We start from the raw sequence: 14,657 nt of genomic DNA, 5'->3' as shown, positions 1-14,657 counted from the left end.
GGTATTATTTTTACGCTAAATTCATTTGCAGGACTTTAAAGTGGTAACACCGACCGTTCCATCTAATCACCTGCAAGCAAATCAGCAACCACCTTTTCCGAAAACAGGCACATGGAATACTCAAAAGAATTTAAACAGGCGCTCAGTGCCTTTACACCCGCCGAAAAGGACAAACTCATCTTCCGTCTCCTGAAAAAGGATAAAATCCTTTCGCAAAAACTGTACTTTGAACTCATTGATCCTGAAAACACCGACGACAAACGTATAAAGATGGAAACCTACATTGTACAGGCGGTAGCGCAGGCAGCTAAAAATCACCGAAATCCGAAACTGTTCCTGCAGTTAATACGTAAGATAAGCGCAGCAATCACCGAACATGTAAAAATTACAACGGATAAATTTGGGGAAGTTTCCCTTAATCTTCTGCTCATCTCCGAGGTGCTAAAACAACCACACCGTTATGGCGACACCCATAAACTGCATATTTATCTGCTGAACAAAATACTCAGGATGCTTACGCTGACAATAAAACTTGACCCTGATTATTATATTGACCTGGCGGAACTGTACCGGCTGATCAGGGATCAATTAACAGCAAATACTCAGCTCAATTCACTCAGTAATCATATAGGCCTTAATCCCGATTGGCTGGAACCGGACTTCATTCCGGAAAATATTGCGGACACTTACAGAAGTATAAAAAACCGCGGACTACTCCGATAAAATTCTATCTATTATCAACCGGGTGGCATCTGGCTGCCCGCTTACAAATTTGGCTGCATTCTCTCCCATTTCGCGGGCCATGGCAGGATTTTGAAGGAGTTTTATCAGGAAATCTGAGGCCTGCGTCTCATTTTCAAATGATTTTCCGCCATGTTTTTCCAGCAACTGATCGGCTTCGGGGTTTTTGGTGTATTTATTTCCGAAAAGCACGGGAATACCAAATGTAGCAGCTTCCAGAATATTATGAAGTCCCTTCGAATGGAACCCACCGCCCACCACGGCCACATCGGCATAGGAATACAGTTTTGAAAGGAGGCCAATGCAATCTATGATAAGTACATTCTGTTTTTCCCGCAGGGGCTGCCCGGAAACTAATTCTGAATAAAAGACTGCCTGTGGAAACAACTGCTGCAGAGTCCCCGTACGCGACAGGTCATGTGGCGCAATAATAATCTTGACATCGGGCTCATGATACGCGACGAGCAGCGCAATCTGCTCTTCCGTTTCCCAGGATGAACCCAGAACAATCAGACTCATGTCCTCTTTAAACTGCTGCACAAAAGGCACAAAATTATCTCTGTCTCTAATTTGCTTGACCCTGTCGAAACGGGTATCCCCGGCAATGGATGAATTATTAAGCCGAATCGTCCTGGCTAATCCGTAGGATGTGGGTGTCTGATGAAAAAACCAGCTGACATTCCTGCGAAGCTGTTTCACGAACCAACCGCCGTAAGGCTGAAAGAAAACCTGACGTTCATAGAACAGGGCGGAGACTACATAAACCTTTACATTGTAGCTTTTGAGGTGTGCCAGCAAATTATACCAGTACTCATACTTTACGGTAAAGAAAATTTCGGTATTAAAACCAGAAGTAAATTCCCCTATCCACCTCGGTGTGTCAAATGGAAGGTAGCAAACAGCATCGGCAATATTAGTTTTATGAATAACGTTATCGTATCCGGAGGGTGAAAAGAAGGTGATAAGGATTTTATGCTCCGGAAAATTCGCCTTCAGTTTTTCCAGCACCGGAATGCCCTGTTCATATTCGCCCAGACTTGCGGCGTGCATCCAAATGACGCGGTCCTCCGGCGAGAAGGCTTCTTTTACAATATCACAGCTTTGCCTCCTGCCCGCCAGTCCTTTTTTCAGCTTGTAGCTGAAAAGCGCACCTACCTTCATAGCAAAGATCATCAGCGAAATAAAAATATTGTAAAGAGACCTCATAGTTTCAGGCTTTGTTAATGCTTGACAGTTTCGTTTGCCTTCCCCAAATAAATAATCATCCCAATGATGCCGACATACAGCAAGCCAATTATAATTCCGGGCGACATGGAAAACCGTGCAGTATTATCCAGCGCCACCTGTACTGTTTGATAGGACATCCATGCAAAAATAAGCAGAACCAAGGTACACAGGACAGAGATAAATTTTTGGATGGCGTGGGTATTTTTTTTGAAATCTTCCGGAAGGTTAATTTTGGAAGGATTAAAATAAACATAGGTGCAAATCCCAAAAAGCAGCGTGGCGATTCCGGCCTCCAGCCATATCATATAGCGGCTGCCAAAACCGTCAGGTATTCCGTCGCCTGAAAAATGGACAGGGATGATTTCGGGAAGTTGGTTATAGTTTACAGCAGGGTAGATCCAGATAAAGACCAGTAAGATAAGATTGAGACCTGTTAAAAATTTTTGCAGCATATCCAGAATTTACAGTAAACGTCTCACAAACCTAAGTCTGTGCGTATGTTTATTTAAATCTACATTAAAGATACCGGAGGAATCCAGCAAGTCGATCCTTACTTTACCGTATGCATGGATAATGCGCTGATCTTCAAGCATCATTCCTACATGTACAATATTTCCTTCTTCATCTTCAAAAAAAGCAAGGTCGCCCGGCAAACTTTCTTCAATAAAATCCAGAACGGTACCTTCTCCGGCCTGCTTGTAGGCATCGCGTGGCAGCAACAGCCCGTGTATCTTAAACACAATCTGCATGAAACCGCTGCAGTCTATGCCGAAAACACTCCTTCCACTCCATAGGTAGGGTGTATTCAGGAAAAGAATTGCGGTGCGGGCAATACTTTCATGGGTCGCCGGTATAACCTCCGCTGGGTGCGGTGACGCAATTTCGCTGCCCATTGAGATCATGACAGAGCCGCTTCCGGAAGGGACATAACCAAATAAATCAGTAAAAAAAGCAGTGGGCCGGGAAGAAAATTCTTCATCGGTAATGGCTGAGAGTTGAGTGTAATGAACAAATCCCTCATAACCGTCATAATCCATACGTACTTTCCGAAAATGACCTGCTGTTCCCAACACATCGGCACTTTCGCCAAAAAGCATCTGCGAGACCATTTCAGACCGGTGACTCGGCTCCCTGCGGAGCGGTGCTGCAGAAGTATTGCAAACTGCCTTTCCCATTTACGTTTGAAGTTACTTTTTCCTTATTAAATTAATACCGTCGCGCAAAGGTAAAATAAGATTCTCAAAATCTCCGTCACGCGCCACCAAATCGTTGAGCTCGATAATCTGCTTTGTTGCTTGATCTGCAGGTTCGTCCGTCAAAACTTTACCATACCACAGCACATTATCCAAAAGAACTACCGAGCCGGAGCGCAGTCTGGGCTTTATAAGGTTCCAGTAACTTACATAGTTTTCCTTATCAGCATCAATAAATACAAGGTCAAAAACCTCATCAGTTTGCTGCAGAAATTCCAGAGCATCCTCAATTACAAAATTAATTTTTGCTGAATGCGGACTTTCCTGAAAGTATTTTCTGGGAATATAAGCCAGTTCCTCATTAACATCAAGCGTAGTAATCTTTCCGTCGGAAACAAGTCCTTCGGCCAGGCAAAGGGTGGCATATCCCGTGAAAGTACCTATTTCCAGGATATTGCGCGGGCTCAGCATCTTTGAAATTATCGTAAGTAACCGTCCCTGCTGATAGCCGGAGAGCATATGTGGCTGTGTGGTCTTCTGATAGGTCTCGCGCCGTAATCTTTTCAGATGTTCAGGCTCCCGGGAAGCATTACTCTCCAGGTAGCGGTCCATTTCCGGACACTGTTCTTCAAAAAAACTCATATAATTAAACTTTGGAAAAATAAATAAACAAAAAAATCCCGAATAAACGGGATTTCAGAGGTGTAAAAAATACTTAGTTCTTGACGGGAGCAATATCCATCAGCTTCATAAACTCATCCAGTTTAGGCATGATGATGATTTCTGTCCTGCGGTTCTCAGCTCTGCCGGAAACCGACATATTGGTCGCCTTTGGATTGTATTCGGAACGTCCGCCTGCCGTGATCCGGGAAGGATCAACACCAAACTGGTTTTGCAGCACACGTGCCATGGAGGTAGCTCTCAGCGCGGAAAGATCCCAGTTGTCTTTCGGAAGATTTGCCGAATTTAATGGAACATTATCCGTATTACCTTCAATCAGTACGGAATATTTATCATAGTCATTGATCACTTTTGCCACTTTACCCAGAACTTCCTGCGCAGACGGCTGAATATTATAATCGCCCGTCTTATAAAGCATCTTATCTGACAGTGAGATCATTACCACACCTTTCAGCACCTTAATTTCAACATCCTGGTCCGATACATTATCCAACGATCTTTTAAGTCTGTTGGAAAGTGCCATGTTCAGACTGTCGTTCTTGGCATTGGTAGAAATCAGACGCTTGATATAGGAATTGGACGCGTTGATTTCGCCAATCAGTTTGTCAATGTTTGCAGAGCCTTTGCCGGTATTGGAAAGACAGGCGTCCAGTGATGATTTCAGCGCATCGTTCTGACTCTTCAGAAGGTTGTTCTCACTGGCGAGTCCTGAATTTACAGACTTCAAATCCTGGATTTCACGCTGGCGGTCACCAATATTGGTGATGCACTGGTTGTAATTTTCATTTAAAGCATCAAACTGTTTCCTGCTCACACAGGACGTGATGGTAACAGCAACTGCCGCAGCCACAATCATTTTTCCTATTTTCATAAGTAGTTGTTTTGTTAGTTTCAAAAGTACCGCTTATCGTCCGAAGATAAAAATTATCTTTGCTAAACATTTCTTAAAAGTGCTTACAATACAGACTTTTCAGGCCCAATTGGACCGTTTCGATGTCTCATTTTCGGAAGACCGCTTCCTTCTTGCAGTAAGCGGTGGCGCAGATTCCATGGTCCTGCTTCATCTCTTTCAGCAGACAGGCGTCAACTTTCAGGTTGCACATGTGAACTACCGGCTGAGAGGCAACGATTCGGATGCTGATGAAGAGTTGGTACGGAATTACTGTTCAGCGAAAAATATTAGATTTCACCTCTATACGGTTTCGGATAAAGATGAAAAACCTGAAGCCTCCATACAGCTTTGGGCACGGGACCTTCGTTACCGTTTCTTCCGGCAAATTCAACAAAAGGAAAACCTTAACTATCTGGTCACCGCCCATCATCTGAATGACCAACTGGAAACCTTCCTCATCAACCTCTCCCGCGGCACCGGAATAAGGGGTCTGTGCGGAATCACGGAGTTTTCAGACGATATCCTTCGTCCACTGCTCCACTTTTCGAAAGAAGATATCTACCGTTTTGCCGGGGAAAATAAGATTCCGTTCCGTGAAGACCGGTCAAATGCAAAAAATGACTATCTGCGGAATATGTTAAGGAACGAGGTTATTTCAAAACTGACAGATGCGCGACCGGACTTTCTGGAAAACTTTGACAAAACCATCAGCTACCTTACTGAGGCTAATAATTTTGTTGATGACAAGATTGCTGAGATCGAGCGTGTTTTAATTCAGGTAAACTTTGGGGGATTCAGTATTGATAAACCCGGGCTTCAAAAAGAAAGTGATTTTGTTAAATTCGAAATCCTGCGAAAGTTTGGATTCTCAAATAAAAGCGAAATTTCAAAGATATTTTCAGCCGAAAAAGGCAAAGTATTCTGTTCTCAAACATACGAACTAACGGTGGACAGAGGAACGCTGGTACTGCAGGCCTTACAGGAAACGAAGTCTACGAAGCCTCAAGAATTCATTCTGAATATGCACGAAGACGAAATCATCCTTCCGGATACCTTCAAAATCACTCGACGGAACAGCAATCGTCTCATGTGGCTTATTGACCGTGAGAAAGTGACCCTTCCGCTTAAACTGCGGAAGAAGAAAAGCGGTGATGTGTTTTACCCGATCGGTATGATAGGCAAAAAGAAAATCAGCAAATTTTTTAAGGATGAAAAATTGCCTATTTTAGCCGCGCAGGAAATCTGGCTCCTTTGCGACTCCAGGGATGAAGTACTGGGTGTGCTGCCTTTGCGTCAGGACCGGAGGTACGCCTCAGATCCGAAAACAAGCAGTAATATAACCTTGAAATTATAAGGATACCTTTCATTTTCTGCCCAAACCTATCCCCTAACTGATAAAAATATATTGGGTAATGAAGTTGATCAAATTTCTGTTTTTCACTTTCCTGTTCATTTTCGGAACACTTTCCGCACAGATAAAAGATCCTGTAAAACTTAGCTACGAAGTTCTGCCGCTGGGCGATAATCTTTACGAGGCCGTAATTACAGCAAAAATGGAGAGCGGCTGGCATATTTACTCCAAAGACCTGCCTCCGGACAGCGGTATTCCCACAGAACTCATCATCTCCTCAGCCGAAGGAATAACTCTTGTAGGCGGAATTGTGGAAGTCGGCAAAAAGCATGATGAATTTTCCGAAGCTTTTGGAGCCCAAATCGTTTATTATTCCAATTCGGCGAAGTTCAAGCAGAAATTCAGACTAAAAAATCCGGCGCAACCGGCCACCATCGCTGCAGAGTTCACCTATCAAACCTGCGACGACCGTGTTTGCCTGGCGCCCAACACTCTGGAATTTGCAAAAAAAGTAACTCCGGATGGAAACGTGGCTGCGGCCGAGGTTCCGGTGATTGCTGCTGAACTGCCAAATGACAGTGCCAACATGACAACCGACACACTGGCAGCTACTGCAATCAGCCAGCCGGAAACCGGGACCTTAACCCAACTGGACCCTAAAAAACTTAAAATAGAAAGCCTGGACTTCAACAACCCACTTACAGATTGCGGTGAGGAGAAACAGGAAAAGAGTGAAAACTATCTCACATATCTCTTTCTGGGCTTTCTGGGAGGAATGATTGCCCTGCTTACACCCTGTGTTTTCCCGATGATTCCGCTTACAGTATCTTTTTTTACAAAAGGAAACAAGGACAGATCCAAAGGAGTTAGGGATGCCTTAATGTACGGTTTCTTCATCTTTGCCATTTTCACAGCTTTAAGTATTCCGTTTCACCTTATAGACGGAATCGCAGGAAATATCTTTAACCAGATTTCAACATCAATTTGGCTGAATCTTTTCTTTTTCGCCATCTTCATGTTCTTTGCGTTCAGTTTCTTTGGATATTTTGACATTACCCTACCCAGTGCGATAGCAAACCGCTCTTCACGTGCCGAAGAAGCCGGAGGCATGGTTGGTATTTTCTTTATGGCGCTTACACTCGTAATCGTATCTTTCTCATGCACAGGACCCATCCTGGGATCCTTGCTGGGGAGTGCAGTTACGGGAGCCGCCAATGTTCCTATGCTGCTTACTTTCGCCCTGGCGGGGTTCGGACTGGCCTGGGCCATCGTTTTTGGCGTGCTGGCTCTGTTTCCGCAGGCATTGCAAAGTCTGCCCAAATCCGGTGGCTGGATGAATACGGTAAAAGTCGTTCTGGGGTTTGTAGAACTGGCATTGGCACTTAAGTTCCTCTCCAAGGCCGACCTTGTTTCGAAGACTTTTATGCTTAAGAGAGAACTTTTCATTGTTTTGTGGATCCTGATTACGATTGGGCTTGTTCTCTATCTGTTCGGAATTATCCGTTTCCCGCACGACGATAAAAAAGCTAAGATTTCAGCCGGCAGAAAAGTCTTCGGTGTATTAGGAATCGGTTTCCTTGTTTACCTGATCCAGGGACTTGTGCCGGCAGACAGACCAAAGCTGCAAATGCTTTCAGGCATTTTGCCACCGCTTAATGTGAGTTATTTCCATGATGTGGAGGACGGTATCCTGGGCATGAAACCCGAACATGATTATTTTAAAGCCGTTGAGACCGCGCAAAAAGAGAACAAACCCATTTTGCTGGATTTCACCGGGTATGGCTGCGAAAACTGCCGTAAAATGGAAGAATTTGTCTGGAGTGAGCCCGACATCCTGCCCATCCTTCAAAACGATGTGATACTGACTTCGCTTTATGTTGATGATAAGGAGGAACTGCCGGCAGACCAACAGACAAGGATTGACATGGGTAATGGCCAGGTGAAGCGGATTAAGACGATAGGCGACCGCTGGAGTATGTTCCAACAGATCAATTTCAACGATAATACACAGCCTGTTTATGTTCTAATTACCCCGGACGGCAAAGTGATTAACGCACCGTTCAAAGGATACAACAGCGACAAGGAAGTCTTCAAGAAATTCCTTGAGTGCGGTATCGGTTACTATAAGAATTCAAAATAGACAGAGTTCCGGCCTGCGGCCGGAACTTTTATTTTCTACTTCAGCGCTTCTTTCATTTGCGGAACATTTATTCCGTTGGTTACATTGTGAATTCCGTTTTCCTCCAGAATTTTAATTGCCTGGCCGCTGCGGTTTCCGCTTTTGCAAAAGACGATTACAGAAGGTTTACCGCGAAACTCATCGACCCGGCTTTGCACCTGATCCAGCGGGATGTTAACTGCACCGTCTATGCTTCCTTCTGCAAATTCTTCAGGGGTACGGACATCTACAAGCATAGCGCCTTGCCGAACCTGTTCTTTAATACCAGTCGGTTGCGTCTTTACTTCCACAGGTTTGGTGGTATTACACTGCAGGTTAAAGAACAGCAGACCAATAAAAAGGGACGATATTATTTTCATTACTTAAAATTTTTATACAGTTTCAGAAAAGATATAAAAGGTAAATGTAAGGCTTTGTAACCTATATTACATTAAGAGTGAATCCCTTTAAATAACTTTGCAGGGATCAGTAAAAGACTATGGGTAAAAACAGGAATTTAGGGAAAGTTGTATTTTTTGTTCTCGCAGCCGTTTCTCTGCTTCCTGTTATTTCAGCTCCAATTGCTTTGCTGCTCGGCATATTCTTCATCAATATTTTTCAGACCAAAATAGTCGGACTGCCGCAATACACTAAGAATGTACTTCAATACAGTGTTGTGGGGCTCGGTTTCAGCATTAACCTGGGCATGGCCTTTGAAGCCGGAAGTAAAGGTTTTCTATTTTCCGTTTTTACTATTGTACTGGTATTTGCTGCAGGCCTGCTTTTGGGAAAAATGCTGAATATTGACCGTAAAATTACCCAGCTCATTTCCGCGGGTACCGCCATATGTGGGGGCAGTGCCATTGCGGCTGTATCGCCGACAATTAATTCCACCAACAGCCAGAATTCATTGGCGCTCGGGATTGTATTCGTGCTGAACGCTTTGGCATTATTCATCTTTCCCTATTTAGGTATGTATTTGGGACTCAGCCAGCAGCAGTTTGGTGTTTGGGCCGCTATAGCCATTCATGACACAAGCTCTGTTGTAGGTGCAGCCAGTAAATTTGGAGATGAAGCCCTGCATATCGCGACCACGGTTAAATTGGCCAGGGCACTTTTCATTATTCCTATAGTCCTTTTGTTTTCACTGGTTTACAAAAAGGAAACGAAGGTGAAATTCCCACTGTTCATTGCATTCTTCATATTGGCAATTTTGTTGAATACCTATTTACCTTTCCTGAAGAATATCTCACCTTACATCGCTGAAATCTCAAAAGCCGGACTTAAGGTGGCTCTCTTCTTAATAGGCACCGGCCTTTCAATCAGCAATTTGAAGTCAATTGGTCCACGGCCTTTCCTGCTGGGGATCCTGCTCTGGGTACTGATCAGCAGTGTTTCGCTTTACGCAGTGCTGGAATTTTTATAAGTAAGAAGCACTGTCTTACAGCAGGACCAATTGATTAACTTTGGTGAAACTGCTAGCCTATGAAAGGTTGTTACTGCTGCTTTCTGTAATTCTACTATCCTGTAATAAAAATATTGAAGAATATGAAAAGAAAAAACTTACCGACACACTTCGCATTATAGATTCTGTAAATGCGGCGCGTACGGTTTACAATGACAGTATCCGCACGCTGAACAAAAAGGACAGGTACCGCGATATAAGCGGAAGCTATCGCTTCACCCACAGTGAAATTGCAGGTTCAGGTAAGGTTCGATTCACCAAAAACGGACGTGATGAATATAATGTTTCGGGGAAGATTTCGTCCGGAAGTGATTTTGTGGCAATAGAAGGCAAAATAAAAGCGGTCACTATGCAGTACCTCAATTTTGAAGGTGTTATAGAACAAAAAATAAACGGTAAAAAGTTCAGGCGCACAGCAAAAACCTCTTTTAAAGATGAGAAAAAGGGACCGTACTGGAGACTGCAGGATAAAAAAGGCGGCGAAGGCTTTGTAGAGTATATAGACATCCATTTCTAATATGCTGCACTTTAGTTTTTGTTGAAAAAATTTTATAATTTTGATTATGCTTCACTACGAAATATCCGGTTCCGGCACCGAAAACCTTGTATTACTCCACGGCTTCATGGAAAATCTAATGATATGGGAGGAAATGGAGGCTTTTCTGTCCGAAAAATTCCGACTGGTAAAAATAGACCTGCCCGGCCATGGACTCTCCAAAATACTGGATGAAGTCCATACCATGGAACTGATGGCCGAAGAGGTGAAAAAGGTAACCGACAAACTAAAAATGGACAGGTTCCATTTACTTGGTCACTCCATGGGAGGGTACACTTCGCTGGCATTCGCAGAAAAGTTTCCCCAAAGTTTAAAATCACTGACCTTATTCTTCTCATCTTATTTTGCGGATGATGCCGAAAAGAAGGAACAGCGCCGCAAGAGTTTCAGGATCATCAAAGAGTCTTTCCCAAATTATGTAAGAGCCGGAATCCCCAATCTGTTCAGCGAAAATGAGAAGGACGTTCTGGAAGGCAAAATCGAACTGGCTAAGGAGATTGCCCTCTCCACAAAAAGCGAGGGAGCCCTGGCCGCCGTAAAAGGAATGGTGGAAAGAACGGACAAAGTTTCAGTTATGGAAAATTTTGAGGGTAAGATCCTGGTAATTGCGGGCAAATACGACAATGCGGTTAAAACCGAAGTAATCCTTAAAAACCTGCCGGACCGTACCAATATTAAATCCTATTTACTGGACTGCGGACACAACGGGCATTGGGAGAAACCGGAAGTATGCGCTGCCATCCTCAATACTGAATTGTTACATAATTTGCCTAAAAATCTCGTATTCTAGTAAAGGAAGGTAATCAGGTTAAATATTCAATCCAAAATCACAGTATGGAACTTCTGTCAAAGATTCTGATCGCAATCGTTGCCATAGAGCATCTTTACATCCTTTATATGGAAATGTTTGCCTGGGAAACACTGGGCCGAAAGACTTTTAAAGGTGCACTAAGTGATGATCTTTTCATACCGACAAAAGGTCTGGCAGCCAATCAGGGGCTGTACAACGGTTTCCTGGCAGCCGGGCTTATCTGGTCTTTATTTATTGCCGATGAAATATGGTCGCAGAATGTGGCACTGTTCTTTTTGGGCTGTGTGGTGGTAGCGGGGGTTTACGGAGCACTCTCGGCCTCACGTAAAATATTCTTTGTGCAGGCGTTGCCTGCGATCATTGCCATTGCCGTTCTTCTGCTGAAATAAATGACCACCAGCCATAAGCACGAAGTTATTTAGAAGTCCTCCGCCTCAATCTTCTCTTTAAAGTCTGCGATAGTTTCTTCAATGGTTTTCATGTATTTCCCGCCGGCCGCGTTAATATGCCCGCCACCGTTGAAGTGATTTCTTGAAAACTGGTTCACATCCACATCATCCTTGGAGCGGAATGAGATCTTGATGAAATCTTCATACAGATCTTCCATAAAAAACGCAGAAACCTGTGTGCCCATTATGCTGAGACCGTAGTTTACAAATCCTTCGGTATCGCCTTTCTGGAAACCGTATTGCTTCAGTTCGTCACGTTTCAGCCAAAGGATGGCTACTTTACCGTCTTTCACTACTTCTATGCGGCCCAGGATAAGCGCGAGCAAATGCAGTCGCGAAACGGTGTTCGTATCCCAGGTGCTGGAGGTAATCATGGCAGGATTGGCACCCTTTTCAATCAGGTTGGCGATAATCCGGTGCGTGGTCGCACTGGTGGACCGGAACCGGAATCCGCCGGTATCGGTCATGATGCCTGTATAAAGACACTGTGCGATGTCCAGGTTCACCTTATCTTCTTCTTCCAAAGCCTGAATGAAATGATATATCATCTGCGAGGTTGCAGGAACCGTAACATCAGAATAAACAAAGTCAAAGTCATCCGGTTGCTGGTGGTGGTCAATGAGTATCTTTTTTGCTCTGGCCTTCTCCAGCCACGGACCCACCAGATTGCCGCTGCGGTGTGCGGCATTGAAATCGAGGATGAAGATTACATCTGCATTGTAAATGGCTTCACCCGCAATTTTGCGCTTATAATCGGCAATGATTATTTTTTTGGATTCCGGCATCCACTTCAGGAATTTCGGGAAATCGTTCGGCACAATTACATCAGCCTGCAGACCCATCTGTTTCAGAAAATGCTTCAGACCCAAACTGGACCCAACAGCGTCGCCATCGGGGTTATAGTGAGTGATAATAACAATTTTATTTTCGGGAACAAGAAGGTTTTTAATCTCTGAAATTTCTGAAGGAGTGAACATGTACAAATGTAAATTTAGGGCACAAATATAAGGCTTTTGCCTTCACCATTAGTGCCCTGATTTTCACGAAGCTGATGACCATCCCAAAACGAATAAAGATAAAGAAATGCATAAATTTCTGCAATCGACATGATTTGGAGAAATGGAATTATATTCATCCGGTCAACTATCAGGAAATTTCATTACTTTAGATCAAGTTAATAACAAATATCTCCTGTACGGAGTTGAACTGCTTTGCTAAGTGATGTTGCATACCCCACCTGATTTTCTACTTCAGGCTAATGATGATGAATAAAATATTTTTAATACTACTTTTCCTCCACAGTGCGGTTTGCTATACCCAAGAGTTGAAAAGTGACACTTTAAGTGCAACCAACATTAAAGCCGTAACAATTAACAGTAAGGATTATGAAAAAATTGAATATTCATATGGTTTAAAGCAGGAGATTAATTTCAAACTGGCGACAGTAAACCCTAATGCTGACTATGAGTTAGGCTTAAGATTTAAGAATACTTCGAAAAAAAATGGCAGAATCAGTAATGTAATATTATTTCTTCATAAATCTGCTAAAAATTTACCCTTAGCAAACCTCGAACTTAATTTTTATAAAGTGGATTCACTAACAGGTAGACCTTTAGAGAAACTGAACACTGAACAGATCATTTTCACGCCAACATCCCGAAAAAGAGGATCATTTAAAATTAATGTTGAAGGTTTTAACATTCATTTTCCCGCCGAGGGAGCTCTGGTTAGCGTGAAGTGGCTGCCAACAGAAGAATACAATATGCAGGTTGGCCCAGCGATTAGATTAACAAACTACAAGGAACGGCTTACATATACGCGCTACAATAACGATCCCGCCAAATGGGGTAATAATTTCAATTTCTCGAAAAAACCAGGTGTCTATACCAATGCAATGATTGGTTTAGAAGTGTACATAAAGCGAAGAACTGTAAACTAAAGCAGGAAGGAATGATGATAATGAGGAAAGGTTTAAGAAAAAAATCTCACAATAGTTTATCTGATCGTTCCAACAAACTTTTACAAATTAATTTGCAGACAATAAAAACTTTCATATCTTTGCAATCTGAAAAATAAGAGATAGTATTTACTAAAAATATTTAGCGATGAGCAAAAGAACATTCCAACCATCAGAAAGAAAGAAAAGAAACAAGCACGGTTTCAGAGAAAGAATGTCTACACCTAACGGCAGAAGAGTACTTGCTGCAAGGAGAGCGAAAGGCAGAAAAAGCCTGACAGTTAGTGCTCAGCGCGCTAAGAGATAATTTTTACATCTCTACATCATATATATGCTTGAAAAAGAAATTTTTCAGGCATTTTTTGTTGTTAAACTTTTCCAAAAATTTAGGATTACAGTACAGGATTATTTATTTTTGAAAATTATACAATTCAACTAAAGACCAATGCCGCACAGACACGAAACCGGAGAGAACATCATCAACCTTAGTAATGCTACCATTGCACAGAAAAACTTCACTGTTCTCAAAATGGTGGATCTTCACATAAAAAAAGGTAAATTCTGTTACCTGATCGGCAAAACAGGTTCCGGTAAAAGTTCTCTGCTGAAAACACTTTACGGACACATCCCCTTAGCCGCAGGCGAAGGCAGCGTGGCAGGTTTTGACCTGGCTAAACTGCGTACCTCACAAATCCCGGACCTGCGCAGACGTCTGGGCATCGTATTTCAGGATTTCCAGTTGCTGCCTGACCGCACGGTTGAAAAGAACCTGAAGTTTGTACTGCAGGCTACAGGCTGGACGGATAAAACTAAAATGGACGACCGCATCAATGAAGTTCTTGAAAGCGTGGGTATGAAAACCAAGAAACACAAAATGCCGCACGAGCTTTCCGGCGGTGAGCAGCAGCGTGTAGCGATTGCAAGGGCTTTACTGAATCATCCGGAACTGATCCTGGCCGATGAGCCTACAGGAAACCTGGATCCCGAAACGTCCAACGAAATCATGACTTTACTGAAGAAGGTGGCTGTAGAAAACCATGCTGCCGTGGTAATGGCCACGCACGATTACCACATGATCCAGAATTTTCCGGGTGAGGCTATTCGCTGTGAAGATGGAAACGTTTCCGTTCTGGACACAGCTGAACTGTTTGAATAAGATCCGGCCGGCTAATTTCT

The 14,657-nt window shown here is 43.2% G+C and carries 17 protein-coding genes; 10 read left to right on the top strand and 7 right to left on the bottom strand.

Annotated features, from left to right (window positions below):
* The first annotated feature begins 111 nt into the window (after positions 1 to 111).
* Positions 112 to 723, top strand: coding sequence for a deoxyuridine 5'-triphosphate nucleotidohydrolase (locus P0M11_RS00505; RefSeq protein ID WP_275623986.1), 612 nt, complete (start codon positions 112 to 114; stop codon positions 721 to 723).
* On the opposite strand, the gene P0M11_RS00500 is transcribed toward P0M11_RS00505, so the two are convergent.
* The 5 genes from P0M11_RS00500 to P0M11_RS00480 form a co-directional block, all read right to left on the bottom strand.
* A complete protein-coding gene (locus tag P0M11_RS00500; protein WP_275623985.1) occupies positions 712 to 1,947 on the bottom strand; it encodes a glycosyltransferase N-terminal domain-containing protein in 1,236 nt (411 codons plus the stop codon). The two genes, P0M11_RS00505 and P0M11_RS00500, sit on opposite strands and share 12 nt — an antisense overlap.
* 14 nt (positions 1,948 to 1,961) lie before the next feature.
* The gene (locus P0M11_RS00495; protein WP_275623984.1) at positions 1,962 to 2,420 is read right to left on the bottom strand and encodes a DUF1648 domain-containing protein; all 459 of its coding nucleotides are present in this window, start codon (positions 2,418 to 2,420) and stop codon (positions 1,962 to 1,964) included.
* A 9-nt stretch (positions 2,421 to 2,429) separates the two neighbouring features.
* Complete coding sequence (locus P0M11_RS00490) at positions 2,430 to 3,143, bottom strand: C40 family peptidase (RefSeq protein WP_275623983.1); 714 nt, start codon at positions 3,141 to 3,143, stop codon at positions 2,430 to 2,432.
* 12 nt (positions 3,144 to 3,155) lie between these two features.
* Complete coding sequence (locus P0M11_RS00485) at positions 3,156 to 3,803, bottom strand: O-methyltransferase (RefSeq protein WP_275623982.1); 648 nt, start codon at positions 3,801 to 3,803, stop codon at positions 3,156 to 3,158.
* A gap of 73 nt (positions 3,804 to 3,876) precedes the next feature.
* The gene (locus P0M11_RS00480; RefSeq protein WP_275623981.1) at positions 3,877 to 4,713 is read right to left on the bottom strand and encodes an OmpA family protein; all 837 of its coding nucleotides are present in this window, start codon (positions 4,711 to 4,713) and stop codon (positions 3,877 to 3,879) included.
* Between the two features lie 79 nt (positions 4,714 to 4,792).
* Between P0M11_RS00480 and tilS the strand changes: the two genes are divergently transcribed.
* Both tilS and P0M11_RS00470 read left to right on the top strand, forming a co-directional pair.
* Entirely contained in the window at positions 4,793 to 6,088 is a 1,296-nt protein-coding gene (tilS, locus tag P0M11_RS00475) for a tRNA lysidine(34) synthetase TilS (RefSeq protein ID WP_275623980.1), read from the top strand.
* 58 nt (positions 6,089 to 6,146) lie between these two features.
* Positions 6,147 to 8,225 carry a cytochrome c biogenesis protein CcdA gene (locus P0M11_RS00470; protein WP_275623979.1) on the top strand — a complete coding sequence of 693 codons (2,079 nt, stop codon included), beginning with the start codon at positions 6,147 to 6,149 and terminating at the stop codon, positions 8,223 to 8,225.
* Positions 8,226 to 8,260: 35 nt separating this feature from the next.
* On the opposite strand, the gene P0M11_RS00465 is transcribed toward P0M11_RS00470, so the two are convergent.
* Positions 8,261 to 8,623 (bottom strand): rhodanese-like domain-containing protein, encoded by a 363-nt coding sequence (locus P0M11_RS00465; RefSeq protein WP_275623978.1) that lies wholly within the window; start codon positions 8,621 to 8,623, stop codon positions 8,261 to 8,263.
* A 119-nt stretch (positions 8,624 to 8,742) separates the two neighbouring features.
* On the opposite strand from P0M11_RS00465, the gene P0M11_RS00460 reads away from it, so the two are divergent.
* From P0M11_RS00460 to P0M11_RS00445, 4 genes are read left to right on the top strand one after another with little or no spacing between them, the layout of a single operon-like run.
* Positions 8,743 to 9,669, top strand: coding sequence for a putative sulfate exporter family transporter (locus P0M11_RS00460; protein WP_275623977.1), 927 nt, complete (start codon positions 8,743 to 8,745; stop codon positions 9,667 to 9,669).
* Positions 9,670 to 9,709: 40 nt separating this feature from the next.
* Positions 9,710 to 10,225, top strand: a complete 516-nt coding sequence (locus P0M11_RS00455; protein ID WP_275623976.1) for a hypothetical protein — start codon at positions 9,710 to 9,712, stop codon at positions 10,223 to 10,225.
* 46 nt (positions 10,226 to 10,271) lie between these two features.
* Positions 10,272 to 11,054: an alpha/beta hydrolase gene (locus P0M11_RS00450; RefSeq protein WP_275623975.1), complete on the top strand. Its 783-nt coding sequence runs from the start codon at positions 10,272 to 10,274 to the stop codon at positions 11,052 to 11,054.
* 44 nt (positions 11,055 to 11,098) lie between these two features.
* Positions 11,099 to 11,464, top strand: coding sequence for a DUF1304 domain-containing protein (locus P0M11_RS00445; protein WP_275623974.1), 366 nt, complete (start codon positions 11,099 to 11,101; stop codon positions 11,462 to 11,464).
* A 29-nt stretch (positions 11,465 to 11,493) separates the two neighbouring features.
* Here the strand turns inward: P0M11_RS00445 and P0M11_RS00440 are convergent, their stop codons facing one another.
* Positions 11,494 to 12,501 (bottom strand): bifunctional oligoribonuclease/PAP phosphatase NrnA, encoded by a 1,008-nt coding sequence (locus P0M11_RS00440; protein ID WP_275623973.1) that lies wholly within the window; start codon positions 12,499 to 12,501, stop codon positions 11,494 to 11,496.
* A gap of 281 nt (positions 12,502 to 12,782) precedes the next feature.
* Between P0M11_RS00440 and P0M11_RS00435 the strand changes: the two genes are divergently transcribed.
* The 3 genes from P0M11_RS00435 (at position 12,783) to P0M11_RS00425 (ending at position 14,637) form a co-directional block, all read left to right on the top strand.
* Positions 12,783 to 13,463 carry a hypothetical protein gene (locus P0M11_RS00435; protein ID WP_275623972.1) on the top strand — a complete coding sequence of 227 codons (681 nt, stop codon included), beginning with the start codon at positions 12,783 to 12,785 and terminating at the stop codon, positions 13,461 to 13,463.
* A 166-nt stretch (positions 13,464 to 13,629) separates the two neighbouring features.
* Positions 13,630 to 13,788 carry a 50S ribosomal protein L34 gene (gene rpmH / locus P0M11_RS00430; protein ID WP_076385307.1) on the top strand — a complete coding sequence of 53 codons (159 nt, stop codon included), beginning with the start codon at positions 13,630 to 13,632 and terminating at the stop codon, positions 13,786 to 13,788.
* Positions 13,789 to 13,926: 138 nt separating this feature from the next.
* On the top strand, positions 13,927 to 14,637 hold the full coding sequence (locus P0M11_RS00425) for an ATP-binding cassette domain-containing protein (protein WP_158064959.1): 711 nt from the start codon (positions 13,927 to 13,929) through the stop codon (positions 14,635 to 14,637).
* The last annotated feature ends 20 nt before the right edge of the window (positions 14,638 to 14,657 follow it).

The organism is Kaistella sp. PBT33-4, assembly GCF_029194425.1.
Lineage (GTDB): Bacteria > Bacteroidota > Bacteroidia > Flavobacteriales > Weeksellaceae > Marnyiella.
The sequence above is the reverse complement of the archived record's forward strand: the minus strand, read 5'-3'. Positions and strand labels throughout refer to the sequence as shown.

What these genes read in the sequence shown, in the direction of transcription:
- P0M11_RS00505 (WP_275623986.1), top strand. Translation starts at nt 112, where the DNA reads ATGGAATACTCAAAAGAATTTAAACAGGCGCTCAGTGCCTTTACACCC.
- P0M11_RS00500 (WP_275623985.1), bottom strand. Translation starts at nt 1,947, where the DNA reads ATGAGGTCTCTTTACAATATTTTTATTTCGCTGATGATCTTTGCTATG.
- P0M11_RS00495 (WP_275623984.1), bottom strand. Translation starts at nt 2,420, where the DNA reads ATGCTGCAAAAATTTTTAACAGGTCTCAATCTTATCTTACTGGTCTTT.
- P0M11_RS00490 (WP_275623983.1), bottom strand. Translation starts at nt 3,143, where the DNA reads ATGGGAAAGGCAGTTTGCAATACTTCTGCAGCACCGCTCCGCAGGGAG.
- P0M11_RS00485 (WP_275623982.1), bottom strand. Translation starts at nt 3,803, where the DNA reads ATGAGTTTTTTTGAAGAACAGTGTCCGGAAATGGACCGCTACCTGGAG.
- P0M11_RS00480 (WP_275623981.1), bottom strand. Translation starts at nt 4,713, where the DNA reads ATGAAAATAGGAAAAATGATTGTGGCTGCGGCAGTTGCTGTTACCATC.
- P0M11_RS00470 (WP_275623979.1), top strand. Translation starts at nt 6,147, where the DNA reads ATGAAGTTGATCAAATTTCTGTTTTTCACTTTCCTGTTCATTTTCGGA.
- P0M11_RS00465 (WP_275623978.1), bottom strand. Translation starts at nt 8,623, where the DNA reads ATGAAAATAATATCGTCCCTTTTTATTGGTCTGCTGTTCTTTAACCTG.
- P0M11_RS00460 (WP_275623977.1), top strand. Translation starts at nt 8,743, where the DNA reads ATGGGTAAAAACAGGAATTTAGGGAAAGTTGTATTTTTTGTTCTCGCA.
- P0M11_RS00450 (WP_275623975.1), top strand. Translation starts at nt 10,272, where the DNA reads ATGCTTCACTACGAAATATCCGGTTCCGGCACCGAAAACCTTGTATTA.
- P0M11_RS00445 (WP_275623974.1), top strand. Translation starts at nt 11,099, where the DNA reads ATGGAACTTCTGTCAAAGATTCTGATCGCAATCGTTGCCATAGAGCAT.
- P0M11_RS00440 (WP_275623973.1), bottom strand. Translation starts at nt 12,501, where the DNA reads ATGTTCACTCCTTCAGAAATTTCAGAGATTAAAAACCTTCTTGTTCCC.
- P0M11_RS00435 (WP_275623972.1), top strand. Translation starts at nt 12,783, where the DNA reads ATGATGATGAATAAAATATTTTTAATACTACTTTTCCTCCACAGTGCG.
- rpmH (WP_076385307.1), top strand. Translation starts at nt 13,630, where the DNA reads ATGAGCAAAAGAACATTCCAACCATCAGAAAGAAAGAAAAGAAACAAG.
- P0M11_RS00425 (WP_158064959.1), top strand. Translation starts at nt 13,927, where the DNA reads ATGCCGCACAGACACGAAACCGGAGAGAACATCATCAACCTTAGTAAT.